The sequence below is a fragment of the Paenibacillus sp. USDA918EY genome, from assembly GCF_009870825.1.
In the GTDB taxonomy this organism is placed as follows: domain Bacteria; phylum Bacillota; class Bacilli; order Paenibacillales; family Paenibacillaceae; genus Paenibacillus_AQ; species Paenibacillus_AQ albilobatus.
On record NZ_WTWY01000008.1, the window covers coordinates 121,160 to 135,702 of the forward strand.

12 protein-coding genes are annotated in these 14,543 nt (G+C 56.0%); 10 read left to right on the top strand and 2 right to left on the bottom strand.

What is annotated here, in order from left to right; all coding sequences use genetic code 11:
- The first annotated feature begins 352 nt into the window (after positions 1-352).
- The 3 genes from GQY55_RS17640 (at position 353) to GQY55_RS17650 (ending at position 3,893) form a co-directional block, all read left to right on the top strand.
- Positions 353-1,966, top strand: a complete 1,614-nt coding sequence (locus tag GQY55_RS17640; protein WP_160043319.1) for an ABC transporter substrate-binding protein — start codon at positions 353-355, stop codon at positions 1,964-1,966.
- A gap of 87 nt (positions 1,967-2,053) precedes the next feature.
- Positions 2,054-2,965 carry an ABC transporter permease gene (locus GQY55_RS17645; protein ID WP_160043187.1) on the top strand — a complete coding sequence of 304 codons (912 nt, stop codon included), beginning with the start codon at positions 2,054-2,056 and terminating at the stop codon, positions 2,963-2,965.
- 34 nt (positions 2,966-2,999) lie between these two features.
- Complete coding sequence (locus GQY55_RS17650; RefSeq protein ID WP_160043188.1) at positions 3,000-3,893, top strand: carbohydrate ABC transporter permease; 894 nt, start codon at positions 3,000-3,002, stop codon at positions 3,891-3,893.
- An 18-nt stretch (positions 3,894-3,911) separates the two neighbouring features.
- On the opposite strand, the gene GQY55_RS17655 is transcribed toward GQY55_RS17650, so the two are convergent.
- Positions 3,912-4,154 carry a serine hydrolase gene (locus tag GQY55_RS17655; RefSeq protein ID WP_160043189.1) on the bottom strand — a complete coding sequence of 81 codons (243 nt, stop codon included), beginning with the start codon at positions 4,152-4,154 and terminating at the stop codon, positions 3,912-3,914.
- Between the two features lie 125 nt (positions 4,155-4,279).
- A complete protein-coding gene (locus tag GQY55_RS17660) occupies positions 4,280-5,503 on the bottom strand; it encodes an MFS transporter (protein ID WP_160043190.1) in 1,224 nt (407 codons plus the stop codon).
- A 187-nt stretch (positions 5,504-5,690) separates the two neighbouring features.
- On the opposite strand from GQY55_RS17660, the gene GQY55_RS17665 reads away from it, so the two are divergent.
- From GQY55_RS17665 to GQY55_RS17695, 7 genes are all read left to right on the top strand, one after another.
- The gene (locus GQY55_RS17665; protein WP_160043191.1) at positions 5,691-6,881 is read left to right on the top strand and encodes an ROK family transcriptional regulator; all 1,191 of its coding nucleotides are present in this window, start codon (positions 5,691-5,693) and stop codon (positions 6,879-6,881) included.
- Positions 6,882-6,945: 64 nt separating this feature from the next.
- On the top strand, positions 6,946-7,944 hold the full coding sequence (locus tag GQY55_RS17670) for an asparaginase (RefSeq protein WP_160043192.1): 999 nt from the start codon (positions 6,946-6,948) through the stop codon (positions 7,942-7,944).
- Between the two features lie 41 nt (positions 7,945-7,985).
- Complete coding sequence (gene pepV / locus GQY55_RS17675; protein WP_160043193.1) at positions 7,986-9,413, top strand: dipeptidase PepV; 1,428 nt, start codon at positions 7,986-7,988, stop codon at positions 9,411-9,413.
- Between the two features lie 33 nt (positions 9,414-9,446).
- Positions 9,447-10,928 (top strand): M17 family metallopeptidase, encoded by a 1,482-nt coding sequence (locus GQY55_RS17680; protein ID WP_236575687.1) that lies wholly within the window; start codon positions 9,447-9,449, stop codon positions 10,926-10,928.
- On the top strand, positions 10,918-11,610 hold the full coding sequence (locus GQY55_RS17685; protein WP_160043194.1) for a copper homeostasis protein CutC: 693 nt from the start codon (positions 10,918-10,920) through the stop codon (positions 11,608-11,610). Before GQY55_RS17680 ends, GQY55_RS17685 begins: the two co-directional genes overlap by 11 nt.
- 303 nt (positions 11,611-11,913) lie before the next feature.
- Complete coding sequence (locus tag GQY55_RS17690) at positions 11,914-13,575, top strand: extracellular solute-binding protein (RefSeq protein ID WP_160043195.1); 1,662 nt, start codon at positions 11,914-11,916, stop codon at positions 13,573-13,575.
- Positions 13,572-14,537 (top strand): ABC transporter permease, encoded by a 966-nt coding sequence (locus GQY55_RS17695; protein ID WP_373309215.1) that lies wholly within the window; start codon positions 13,572-13,574, stop codon positions 14,535-14,537. The genes GQY55_RS17690 and GQY55_RS17695 overlap by 4 nt, the downstream gene beginning before the upstream one ends.
- Positions 14,538-14,543 lie beyond the last annotated feature (6 nt).

Below are 14,543 nucleotides of genomic sequence, written 5' to 3' on the forward strand. Positions count from 1 at the left end.
AATTAAAGGGTCGATTCAGGGCTCAAACCTGCCTCTGAATTCGGCCTTTTTGCTTTTGGTAGGCCTCACCGCCCCAAGTCCTTCTTCATACGGCGGGTAATCCCGCGTCCTTTATTTCCATGGCGTTTTTTGAACATATTCAATAATTGAAATGAGGGAAAATGCCGAGCCGTCGCCCGTTTCCGGCAGCGGAAATCAAGCGCTTTCAAAAAATGCATATAGCTTGAAAACTGGTCGTTTACGGCCCGTCGCCTTTGCCGTTAAAGTTTGGAGCAGCGGACGAAAGCACCGCAGACATCCCGTCCGGATGACGGAAAATACGAGTTGAGGGGGTACAACCATGCGATTTGGAATGCGGAAAAAAGTAATCGTTTTCACCTCGGTTCTCATGATTGCGGCTGCCGTGACGACGGCTTGCGGAAGTTCGGGAGGAGACGGGGGCGGCGAGGGAGGCGCATCAACCGATCCCGCCGGAAGCGGCAAGAAGGTGAAGCTGACGGCCATCATGACGAAACATGCTTTAACGAAACCGCTGGCGGAGATGGAGTGGCTGCAGAAGGTCGAGGAAAAAGCCGGCGTCGATATCGAATGGCAGGAAATAACGGCGGATTGGGGGCAAAAGAAAGGAACGATGCTCGCAAGCGGGGACGTGCCCGATTTGTTTATCGGACCAAACGTCATTACGGACGCCGATTTCGCCCAGTTCCAGGGATTGTTCCAGGACTTGTCCGGCATGCTGGATCAGGCGCCCAACGTGCAAAAAATGTTCGAGGAAAAGCCGGATACGAAACGCATCGCGACGCAGCCGGACGGCAAAATTTACGGTCTGCCGAAGTACCAGCGGTTTTGGCCAAGCTCCGCGTCCCGCCTCTATATTAATCAAAAATGGCTCGACAATCTCGGTCTGAAGGTTCCGACCACTTGGGATGAGCTGTACGACGTGCTTGTCGCGTTCAAGGAGAAGGACGCCAACGGCAACGGCGACCCGAACGACGAAATTCCGATGGATTGGCCGGGAGGCATCGGCGGATATTTCAACGCGGCATATTTGCTCGGCGGCACCGGCATGACGCTGACCGACGGCAGCCCGCAAGGTTACTTCGTCGAAGACGGCAAGGTCAAAAACTTCCTGACCGACGATCGTTACAAAGAGCTTGTCATGTTTCTGAACAAGCTTTATAAAGCCGGCCTCATCAATCCGGAAGTGTTCACGCATGATTACACGAAATATCAATCGGTCGCCCGCGGAGACGGGGATACCGCGAAGGTCGGCTTTACGCTCGGGTGGGTGGCGTCGGACCGGTTCGGCGAAAAGCTTGCGCCGCAGTATACGTCGATAACGCCGCCGAAAGCGGCGCCGGGCAGCGAGATTTCGTGGAGTTATGACTACAATTCGTTGAACTACGGCGTCAATCATATCGTCATGTCGGCCAAATCGAAAAACAAGGAAGCGGCCATGCGGTTCATCAACGAATTGTATGCGCCGGAGGTCGGCATGCAGGTGTTGTTCGGTTCGCTTGGTCCGAACATCAAGGATAACGGGGACGGCTCCTACGCCGTATTGCCGCCGGCCGATCCGAACATGGACCCGGGCACGTGGAAGTGGACGTCCAGCATGGCCGACAACGGCGCCTTCTACATTCCGGATTCGCTGAAGCTGACGCTCGGCAAGGATATGCAGGAGGTCATCGAGCAGTCCAAGCCGATCGAAGCGATCCATATCGACGTGGACAACGACGTGCTGCCAAGTACGTTCATGAAATATTCGACGGCGGACAACAACACGATGGCGTTAAACAACACGAACGTCATGAATCTCGCCAACACCAGCTTTGCGAAATGGGTCACGAAAGGCGGCGTCGAAGCCGAGTGGGACACCTACGTGAAGGAGAGCGAAAAAGCCGGACTGAAGCAAAACCTTGAAATTATGCAAAAGTATTATGACGAATACAAGAAAAACCAATAAACGTCTGAGCGGGGAGAACCTTCGTGCATCCGACTACTTATTCGCGGCGGCACGGAGGTTCCCGGAAGAAGAAAGGGGGATGCTCCGATGCGCAACCGGGGAGGGCTTCAGCTGCTCAAGCGCGACTACCAATTGTGGATCATGATTTTGCCGGCCATTGCCGTGGTTCTGGTCTTTAACTATATTCCGATGTACGGCATTCAGCTGGCGTTCCGCGACTACGATTTTTCAAAAGGGCTTACCGGCGGCGAATGGCGGGGATTGTACTACTTCAAGCAATTTATTGACAGCTACCTGTTCGTCGATTTGATGAAAAACACGTTTTTCATCAGCCTCGCGACGATCGTGATCGGGTTTCCCGCGCCGATTATTCTAGCGCTGATCTTGAACCAAATCCGCCGCAAGCGGCTGAAAAACGTCATGCAAACCGTCGTGTACCTGCCTCATTTTATTTCGATCATCGTTCTGGTCGGCATGATGAACGTGCTGCTGTCGCCGGAAACCGGCGTCGTCGGCCATATGATGAAGGCGATGGGGCTGGGGCATATCAATCTGATCGCTTCGACCAATACGTTTATTCCGATGTACGTGCTGTCGGATATTTGGCAGCATTGCGGCTGGAACAGCATCATCTATTTGGCGGCCTTGTCCACCGTCGATCCGCAGCTGTACGACTCCGCCAAAATGGACGGCGCCAGCCGCTGGCAGATGATCCGTTACGTGGATCTTCCGGCGCTAGTCCCGACGATCGTCATTTTGTTCATTCTCAGCATGGGCAACATTTTGGGCACCGGTTTCGAGAAGACGTTTTTGATGCAAAATTCGCTTAACCTGCCCGTCTCGGAAGTGATCTCCACCTACGTGTACAAGATCGGGATCATGTCCAATCAGTTCAGCTACGCTTCGGCCATCGGGCTGTTTAATACGGTCATTAACTTTGTATTCCTGTTCGGCGTGAACGCCGTCTCGAAAAAAGTGTCCAATACGAGCTTGTATTAATCAAGGATTCGACCGGAAGGAAGGAGGTTCCAGGATGGCGCTTAAAAACATGGACGGCAAGGAGCTTGCTTTCAGGATTGCCCTTTTCGCGGTGTGCGCGCTGATTTTTCTGGCCATCGTTTATCCGCTTTATTTTATCGTCATCGCATCGTTCAGCGATTCCACGCTGGTGGCGAACGGCAAGGTGCTGCTGTTCCCGAAAGGCGTGAGCTTGTTCGGATACAAGGAAATTTTTCAGGACAGCCGCATTTGGATCGGGTACCGCAATACGGTGTTTTACACGCTGTTCGGCACGCTCGTCAACATGCTTTTCACGATGCCGGCCGCCTACGTGTTGTCGCGGAAGGAATTCAAGGCGAGACGGGTGATCATGTTTTTGTTCGTCGTGACGATGTTTTTTAACGGCGGTTTGATTCCGACGTATCTGCTCATGAAGGATTTGCATATCACGAACACGTTTTGGGTTTTTATTTTGCCGTTTTGCGTCAATATTTTTTATCTGATCATTGCCCGGACGTTTTTCGAAAGCTCCTTGCCGCCGGAGCTGTACGAAGCCGCGGTCATGGACGGCTGCACGCATTTCATGTATTTCGTGAAGGTGGCGCTGCCGCTTTCGAAAGCGATGATTTCGGTCATTGCGCTGTATTATCTCGTTGGGCATTGGAACGATTTTTTTACCGCGCTCGTCTACATCCGGGACAATAATCTGCAGCCGCTTCAGATCGTGTTAAGGGACATCCTGCTTTCCAACCAGGCGTTCCAGAACGGCGCCGGAACGGGCGGCGCGGCGGGCGGTTATGCGCAGCGCTACGCGGACCAGATCAAATACGGCGTCATTATCGTCTCGTCGCTGCCGATCCTCGTGTTATACCCGTTCCTGCAAAAATATTTCGAAAAAGGCGTCATGATCGGCTCGGTCAAAGGCTGAGCTTCATACCGCTTCTGATCAGCGGTTTTGCTCATGGACGATGGCGGCAAGGTTTTTTCCGATCTCGCTGACGTCCTGCATGATGTTGCTGAGAACGTGAACGGAGCAGCCGGAATCGATAAAACGCAGCAATATCGAAGCGAATCCCGGAATCCCGCCGCTATGGGCGACAAGCTTGCCGAACGGGGTGTCTTGAATGATCCAGCCGTAACCGTATGCAAAGTCATGTTCTCCCTTGAACGGAGTATACATTTGGTCCATGTACGATTTCTGCAGCAGCTGACCGGTACTCCATATAGGTTCGAAACCATCAATCCGCAGTACCTACAAAAGTCAAAAAAGTTGCCCGATATTCCGTGTTTTTCACGGAGGGGCAACTTTTTTCGTTACATCTGTTTGCCGGAGGCATGCATCGACAGCGGCATCTGCTGCCTGCGTTCTGCAATGTAAACGGCCAATGCGACCAAAAACGCGAAACCGACGATGACGGCGCCGACCCACGGCAAAGAGGTCAACCCCATTTGATCGATGACCCATCCGCCGCAAAAGGCGCCAAACGCGTTCCCCAGATTGCCTGCCGAATGGTTGGAGGTAGAAGCTAACGCCGGGGCTTCCTGCGCCAGATTCATGATTTTGACCTGAAGGCCCGGCATGACGGCAAACGCTCCGGCTCCCCAGAGGAAGATGGTGATGACGGCGCCCGTCGGGCTGTGGACCGTAAACGTAAAGACGGTGAGCAGCACGCATACGCCGGCGAAAATGCCGAAGACCGCAGGCATGAGCTTCCAATCGGCCAATTTGCCGCCGACGATGTTTCCGACGGTTACGCCGATGCCGAACAGGACGAGAATCCAGGTTACGCTCCGCTCATGATATCCGGTCACCTGCTCCAGCAAAGGGGCGATGTACGTGAATACCGCAAACAGGCTTGAATTGCCGATGGCGCAGGCCAGCAGCATGACGAGCAGCTTGGGCTGGGCCAAAGCCTTGAACTGTTTGGCAAGGCTGGAGGTTTGGTCCTGGCGGATGCGCGGGATGAACAGGATGATGCCGATCAGCGCAATGACGCCCATCGCCGCAATGGCTGCAAACGAAGCCCGCCATCCCAAATGCTGCCCGACGAAGGTTCCGAGCGGCACGCCGATAATGTTGGCGATGGTCAGGCCGGCCATCATGATCGAAACCGCGCCGGCCCGTTTGTGCGGTTGGACGAGATTGGCCGCGATGACGGCGCCGACCCCGAAAAACGTGCCGTGGCAAAGCGCGGTGATCATGCGGGCTCCCATAAGCACATCATAGTTCGGCGCGATGACCGCGATGCTGTTGCCGAGAATGAAAATTCCCATCAGCAGGCACAGCAGCAGCTTTTGCGGCAGCCGATGGGTTAAGATGGCCAAAATAGGCGCGCCGACGGCCACGCCGAGAGCGTAGCTGGTGATCAGCTGTCCGGCCGTGGAGATGCTGACGTTCAGGTCTTCGGCGACGTTCGGCAGGATGCCCATGATGACGAATTCGGTCATGCCGATCGCAAAGGCGCCTACGGTCAGCGAGAGGATGGAAACCGGAAACGGCTCCTTCGTCTTGCCGTGAATCGTTTTCGTTGAGTTCATGCTGTATATACAACCTTTCTATGGCGATATCCGTGAAAAAGGACCAACTGTAATTATTCTATTTTTCATGAAAATTTTCAAGAACGTAATGGCATAAAAATGATTGACAGCTCCTGGCAAACATTTTAAAGTTCAATTAATAACATCACTGGAGAAATTAATTAAGAACATGAGGAGAAATCCGCGCATGCAAAAGCACGACCAGGATTTTATTAAAAGGAAAAACAGGACGACCGTGTTCGAACTGATCCGCAAACACTCGCCGGTTTCCCGGGCGGAAATCGCGAGATGGACCGGCATGAGCCCGACGACGGTGAGCCGGATCGTCAACGAGCTTTACCATCTGGATTTTATGCACGAGATCGAGCAGGAGACGACAAGCGTCGGAAGAAAGGCGGTTTTTTTGCAGGTCAATCCGAAATCGGTGCTGTCGGTCGGCGTGGAAATGGATAAAACCGGCGTTCGGACCGGCGTCGTCGATTTGGACGGCAAAGTCGTCGGCATCCGCTACATCGCCCGCCAGCCGGAAGAGCCCTCCGATGCGACGCTCGGAAAGATCGCGGACGGCATCCAGACGCTGATTCGGGAAGGCGGCTTTGACCGGCGCCGAATCGTCGGCATTGGCGTCGGTCTTCCCGGGATCATCGATCATGACGGGGGAAGGGCCGTATTGTCGGCGCAGCTGGGCTGGAAAAGCACGGATATCGCCCCTTTGCTGCAGGAGCGGACAGGGCTTCCGACAGCGGTGGACAACGAGCTGAAGGTCAAGTCGCTTGCAGAGCATACGTACGGCGCGGCCGCAGGCTCGAAACGCTCGGTGCTGATCGGCTTCGGGAGCGGCGTCGGCTCTTCGCTTATCATCGACGGGGACATTTACCGGGGCGAATCCAACAGCGCGGGCGAGATCGGACATACGATCGTCGATCCCGGCGGCTCGTTATGCGAATGCGGAAAAAGAGGCTGCCTGCAAACCTATATCGCCGAAGCTGCGCTATTAGAGAAAGCCCGCAAGATCAAGCCCGTGTCGGGCCTGGACGAGCTGTTTCAGGCGAGGCGAAACGGAGAGGGCTGGGCGGCGGACATTCTTGACCGGGCGATGGCTTTCATCGCCGTCACGATCGGCAACATCGCCTGCATGTACAATCCGGATACCGTCATTCTTACCGGCAAGCTCGTCGAACAGTACCCGGAAGTCAAGGATTTTATCGCGGAAAAATGCATGAGCGAGTTTGTGTGGGAACCGCTGCGCGGCACGTTTCGGATCGTTTATTCCGCGTTTGAGCAGGACGGGGTGATCATCGGGTCGGGCCTGCTCGCGCAAAGCCGCTTCCTCGATATCGCAAGCCAGATCGATCAGATGGAACAGAATCAGATATGAATATGGCAGCGTGCCAAGAACAAATTCGAAAGATGATCCTAAATCCAAAAACGGGGGAACCAACATGTACTTCAAACCATTCGTGGAAGAATACCGCGGCGGGGTGCTTGAAAACGTCCATTTGGGCGTGTTGTGCGGGGTGAATGACAAAGGCGATGTAATTTACGAAATCGGCAGCGCGGAGCATGTGACGTATTTGCGATCGGCGGCGAAGCCGTTCCAGGCCATTCCGGTCATGAAACGGCGGATCGCGGAAACATACGGCCTGACCGCTGCCGAAGCGGCGATGTTCGCCGCGTCCCACCGGGGCGAAACCTACCATATCGAAGCTTTGGAATCAATCATGCGTAAAATCGGATTAAGCGAGGACCAACTCCTCACCTGCCCTACATATCCGCTCAACGACGAGCCGAAATTCGCCTGCATGCGCGAAGGAAAGGCGCCAAGACGAATATACCATAACTGCTCGGGCAAACATTTCGGCATCATTGCCGCTGCACGGGAGTCGGGATACGACACCGAAACGTATTGGCAGCCGTCCCATCCGATTCAGCAGGAAATTGTGCATGTGCTGGCGGAGATGTCCGAATGCCCGGCGGATCAAATAAATATCGGCGTCGACGGCTGCGGCTTCCCGGTTTTTGCGCTGCCGCTTCGGCATATCGCCAAAGCTTATTTGAAGCTGGCCTGCCCGGACCTGATCCCGGATGAAGCCACCCGCGACGCGGTCAAACGAATGACCGCATATATGCATGAAGCGCCGGACAGCATCGCAAGCCATAACTTCATTTGCTCCGAGCTGCTCCGCGACCCGAATATCGTCGCCAAAGGCGGAGCCAAGGGCGTATATTGCTTCTCGCTGATCCGGGAACGCATGGCCTTTGCGCTGAAAGTCATCGACGGTTCGGAAACGCCGTGGCCGATCATCGTCGCTTCCATTTTGGAGCAGATCGGCTACGGCAACCGGGAGACGATCGACAGATTGTACGCGGTGGTGCCGAAAGAGATCAAAAACGACAATCATGTCCTCGTCGGCGAACGGAAAGCTTCTTTTACTTTATAACGACGATCGACCACGTTCGGTCCGTAAGGGGTTGAAAATCAATGGATTGGTATCAGGAAGCGTTCAGCCGGAATACGGCGATTCAAGATCATTTAAAGGGACTGCTGGCAATTCCGAGCGTTTACGATCCCGGGACGGCGGCTCCGGGCCGGCCGATGGGCCAAGGAATTGCACGGGCGCTCGCCTATATGCTGGACCTGTGCGAAGCCGAAGGCTTCCGCGTTCGGAATTTGGACGGATACGTCGGCTATGCCGAATACGGCCCGGAGGACGCCGAGCATTACGTCGCGGTGCTGAGCCATCTCGATGTCGTTCCCGTGTCCGGCGAGTGGGTGACGCCTCCTTTCGAGCCCGACGTCCGCGACGGCAAAATCTTTGCGCGCGGGGCGGTCGACGACAAGGGGCCGGCGATGGCTTCCTTTTACGCGTTGAAAATCGTTAAGGATCTCGGCTTGCCTTTGCGTCATCGGATCCGGCTTATTTTCGGCACGGACGAAGAAAAGACGCACCGCTGCATGGAGAAATACAAAGAGCTGGAGCCGATGCCTGTCTTCGGCTTTACGCCCGACGCCGATTTCCCGATCGTCAGTTCGGAAAAAGGACAGATCAACGCCCGGATCCTGTTTTCTTCGGAGGAGGAAGGACAGGGCGGCGAAGGGGACTACGAACTGCTTTCCTTCCGCTCCGGCGTCGTCGCCAATATGGTTCCGGAAGCGGCCCAAGCGGCGGTCGCGGGAGAACCGGAAGCCCTTCAAACCTTGGAACAGGCGTACCAAGCCTACTGCAGCGCCAACCGGTTCAAGGGCGGAACGGAATCCGACGGGGGGACACTCATGCTGCATATGGCCGGAAAAGCCGCTCACGGCATGGAGCCCCATCTTGGGACAAACGCCGGGCTTAGGCTGGTTCATTTCCTGAAGGATTTTTCGTGGAACCGGGGGGCCGGGCATTATTTGCGCACGGTCGATACTCTTTTGCATGACGATGTGCATGGGCGCGCTTTGGGCGTCGCGATGGAGGACGACATCAGCGGAAAGCTGACGGTCAACAGCGGCTTGCTGCAATATGACCCGCAGGGGGATACGTTTTTTCATATCAATTTGCGCTTTCCGATTTGCGGCGACGCGGACGACATTTTAAGGAAATTGGAAGAAAAGCTGCATGCATACGGCCTGACCATCGAACCTCCGAGCTTGAAAAAACCGCATCATGTACCCGGAGATCATCCGATGATCCAGGCCATGCAGGCGGTCTACGAGGCGGAAACCGGCGAGCGGGCGGAGCTGCTGTCGACGGGCGGGGGCACCTACGCGGCCCATTTCCCGATGGGCGTCGCCTTTGGTCCGCTGTTTCCGGGGATGGAATCCACGGCCCATCAGCCGAACGAACATATGGATATCGAGCTGCTGCTGCGCTGCACGGCGATGTACGCACGGACCTTGGCCGAACTGGGTAATTTGGAGATGTAGGCGGGAGAAAGGCACAAAACTTTTTGCAAAGGGATGGCATGGATGATGGAGATCAATACGGGAGCAAACGATAAAGCGGAAGTACGGATTGAGCTTGTGTTTAACGACGGGGAATACGCACCATCGCTACCGCTTTCGGCCAAGATGAAGGAGCGGGGGGCCCAAACCTGGTTTTACGGACGCAGCGCCGGCGAGCAGGACATATTAATCATCGGTCTCGGCGCCAGGGAGCGCTTCGGCATGGAAGTGTTGCGCGAGGCGGCAGGCAACGCGGGCCGGGCGATCCAGGACCTCGGCAGGGAGACGGCCGAGGTGAATCCGGCTTGTTTGCAGGATCTGTTCGGTGCCGAAGCCTGGCCGGAGGAAGCGGTATCGGCCTGGACGGAAGGCTGGGAACTTGGAACGTACACCTTTCATAAATATAAAACCTCGGCCCAAAAGCAGCCGGTCAAGCGGGTCCGGTTAAGTCCGGAGAGCCGCGAGGAAGAACTTCCTGCCGCGGAGATTGGACGCATGCGCGCCGCAGCCACCTCGCTTGCCCGCGATTTATGCAACGAAGCGGCAAGCGATTTGAACCCGAGCGCTTTTGTGGAGCGCATCCGGCAGGTTTTTGCCGGGCGCAACGTGAAGCTCGCCGTCTATCAAGGGGAGGAGCTGAAGCAGCGGCAGATGAACGGGCTTTTGGCCGTGGGCGCCGGCAGCAAACATCCGCCCGCGATGGTGGAAATCAGCTACGAAGGGGATCCGGATGCCGAACATCTGGCCTTGGTCGGGAAAGGCATCACGTTTGACATGGGCGGCATGAACCTGAAGGATGCCCGCGACTTAAGCGATGCCCGGTTTGACATGGGCGGCGCGGCGGCGGTGATCGGCGCGATGGATCTGCTGACGCGCCTCGAGGCAAAGGCGCGGATCACGGCGATCATTCCGATCGCCGACAACGTGCCGGACGGAGGGGCGTTCCTGCCGTCCGACGTCGTCCGTTACCCGAACGGACTGACCGTGCAGGTGGTGAATACCGATGCCGAAGGCAGGCTGATCCTGGCCGACGGGATTCTTCATGCGCTCCGCTGCGGCGCCCGGCATATCATCGACGTGGCGACGCTGACGGGAGCGGTCGGTCACGCGCTGGGACTGAAAGTCGCAGGCGTGTGGGGAGATGATGAATACACCGCTCAGCTGATGCGAATCGGCGAACGCAACGGGGACCGGATATGGCGTTTGCCGCTGGTCGACGAAGACGAGGAGCTGCTCAGCAGCCCTTACGCCGATTTGGCCAACCTTGCGTCGAATCCGTATGGCGGCGCCAATATGGCTGCGTTGTTCCTGCGCCGGTTCGTGGGCGGGAAAGCGCGCTGGTGCCATATCGACATGGCCAATACCGTTCAGGTTCCGTCTTCGCGCGGATACAAAGTGACGGGAGCAACGGGATACGGAGTAAGGCTGCTTGCCGATTTTGTCATCGAACGGATCGCTGCGGCGGAGGACGAAGGGGGGAGTAGGCATGAAGCTTGAGGTAATCGCAACCAATTTGACGGATGCCATTTTGGCCGAACAAGGCGGGGCCGACCGGATCGAGCTTGTGACGGGCATGCTGGAAGGCGGGCTGACGCCCGGGCCGGGCGTGATCCGGGAAGCGGTGAGCCGGCTGAACATCCCGGTTCACGTCATGGTTCGCCCCCACAGCCAGTCTTTTGTGTACGACAAACACGATTTGTGCACGATGAAGGAAGACATCGCCTATATCCAAGCATGCGGCGCGGCAGGCATCGTGGTCGGCGCCCTAACCGGGGATGGACAGGTGGACACGGCAGCGCTGGAATTTCTCCTTCAAGGCACGGAAGGATTAAACGTGACGTTCCATCGGGCGTTTGACGAAATCGAGGATCAATTGTCCGCGCTTGAGGTCCTTTCCGGATATCCGCAAGTGAACCGCATCCTGACCTCCGGCGGGCCGCTGCCCGCTCCAAAGTCTGCGCCGCAGATCAAGCGGCTGGTGGAGGCGTCCCGCGGAACGGGAATCACGATCCTGGCCGGCTACGGCTTGTCCGTGCCGGTGCTGCAGGAGTTCATCGGGGAAACGGGCGTACAGGAGGTCCATTTCGGTTCGGCGCTGCGCAAGGACGGCGACAACCTGAAGCCTGTTGAACCGTCGCGGGTTCAAGCGGCAAAAGAAATCATCCGCGCTTTCGCATAGAAAACGGATCGGATAGGCGAAGCAGCTTCAAAGACATGTTTATCACTGCGGGAGATCCCGACAAAACCGAATCAGGATGCGGCAAGGTTTCGCTACGGCGGCTTGCGGCATCCTTTTTTTTGTGTCCGAAAGGGGATTACCGGCACCGATGGTCACTTTTTATCCTTTGGCAGGTATGCGATTGTATCATGTAAGCGCTATTTTGGAGATCAACCGACACCCATTTGAAGCCGGATCCTGACTCCGTCAGCCCATTTGCCTTGTATCATAAGAATCATCCTACCAGGAAAGAGAGGAACGCTTATGAAAAAGGGGAAGTCGGCGCTGGTGCTGGCAGCCGTCGCGATGCTTTTGCTTTCGGCTTGCTCGAACGGCAGGACGGAGACCGCAAAAGAGAACGGATCGTCCGGCAAACCGGCGGAAGCGAAGACGGAAACGGAGGCGGGAACGGCAATCGACCCGTTCCGCCTGCCGGAACTTGTTGAGGTCAGCACGATCAAAGCGGTTTCGCCGAACGAAAGAATGCCGCAGGGCGACACGATCGAAGACAACCTGTACACGCGTTATTTCACCGAAAAAACGAACGTGAAATTCAAGTATATGTGGTACGCCTCGGGGGACGATTACACGCAAAAATTGAAGCTGGCGGTAGCCAGCAACGATTTGCCGGATACGATGGTCGTGGATGAACGGACGTTTTTGGAGTTGGCGGCCGGCGACCAGCTTGAGGATTTGACCGACGTATTCCAAAAATATGCGTCCGATCAGGTCAAGCAGATTTATGAACTCAACGACGGCTTGTCATTAGAAAAAGCGACGATCGACGGCAAGCTGCTGGCCATTCCGAACATCGTGCCGAAGGGGGACTCCTTCCAGGAGGTATGGGTGCGGAAGGACTGGCTCGACAAGCTGGGCCTGCAGCCGCCGAAGACGGTGGGCGACGTGGAAAAGATCGCCGAGGCGTTCATTGCCCGCGACCCGGACGGCAACGGCAAAAACGACACGATCGGGCTGCCCGGCAACAACGGGGTCGTCACGACCGATTACGGCTGGAACTATGATTTTAAGGCGCTGTTTAACGCCTTTGGCGCCTATCCAAGCATTTGGCTTAAGGACGGCTCGGGCAATGTCGTATACGGCTCCACGACGCCGGAGGCCAAGCAGGCGCTTGGCAAGCTGGCAGAGTGGTACAAGAAAGGGCTGATCGACAAGGATTTCGCGCTCCGCAAAAACCCCGACGAGCTGGTGGTCGGCGGCAAAAGCGGCATCTTTTTCGGGCCTTGGTATATGCCGTTCGGCACCTTGACGAACGCGATGATGGCCGATCCGAAAGCCGATTGGAGGGCATACGCCATCGCGGACGATCAAGGAAGGTACAACGCGACCGTCGTGCCTCCAAGCAGCAGCTTCCTCGTCGTAAAAAAAGGTTTCAAACATCCGGAAGCGGTCGTCACGTATTTCAACTTCAATACCCGTTTCCTCCAGACGCCGACGCCGGACGATAAAAAGCTTGATCAAACCTATGTCAGCCTGCGCCCGATCGACCTGAACATCGGCGATCCCGACGCGGTGCTGAAAAAACATGAAATGATCAAAGGCGCCATCGAAGGCAAGCTGACGCCGGACCAGCTGTCTCCGGAAATGCAGGGGCATTTGGAGCGCTGGAACAAATATAAAGCCGACCCGAAAGCGAATATCGGCGAATGGGGCCCTCCTTATGCGTATTTGGTCGGCGGGCAGCCGATGGCGGACGTGAAGTTCAACGAGGTGTATTCGCTGTATACGGCCACGACGAAAACGATGGAGAAACGCTGGAGCAATCTGCAGAAGCTTGAAAACGAAACCTATTTCAAAATCGTCCTCGGCGAGCTGCCGCTCGATGCGTTTGATTCATTCGTGGCCGATTGGAAGGCGCAGGGCGGAGAGCAGATCATAAAAGAAGTTCAAGAGGCCGTTCAGAAATGATGGGAAAAGCAGAGCAAACCCGCCTGCCGGTCCGGCCGCAAACGGAGCTTTCAGCATTTAGGCCGGGCAAGAAGCGCAGAAAACCGTTCCAAGCGCATTATCACTTGATGCTGCTGCCCGGCGTCATCCTGCTCGTCGTCTTCTCCGTCATCCCGATGTTCGGCCTGCTGATGGCTTTTCAGGATTACAAAATCAGCAAGGGGATCTTCGGATCCCCTTGGGTCGGCCTCGAAAATTTCACCTATTTTTTCGAATTAAGCGACAGCAGGGTCATTATCCGCAACACGCTGTTTCTCGCCATCGCCAAAATCGTGGCCAACCTGATCGTCCCGCTGGTGTTCGCGATTTTGCTGAACGAAGTCCGGCAGCGGGCGTTCAAACGGACGGTGCAGACGATCGTCTACCTGCCGCATTTTTTGTCCTGGGTGATTTTGGCGGGGATTTTTTCGGAGCTGTTCCTGACCGACGGGATCGTCAACCGGATGCTCGAGGCTTTCGGAATCGGCCCGATTCAATTCATGGGGGATAACCGCGTGTTCCCGTACATCCTGATCGGCAGCGACGTTTGGAAGGAGTTCGGATTCAACACGATCATTTATTTGGCCGCGCTGGCGGGCATCGATCCGCATCTGTACGAAGCGGCCTCCATCGACGGCGCCAACTGGCGGAAACAGACCCGGCTGATTACGCTGCCGCTGCTTCGGGCGACGATCATTTTGCTGGCGACGCTGGCCATCGGCAATATTTTGAACGCGGGTTTTGACCAGATCTTCAACATGTATTCCCCGATCGTGTATGAATCCTCCGACGTGATCGATACTTACGTGTACCGGGCGGGCATTCTGGACGGCCAATACGGGTTTGCGACGGCCATCGGGCTGATGAAGTCGGTCATCGCGTTTGTTTTGATCATTTTTTCCTACTCGCTGGCGTACAAGTATGCGAATTACCGGATTTTCTAACCAGGA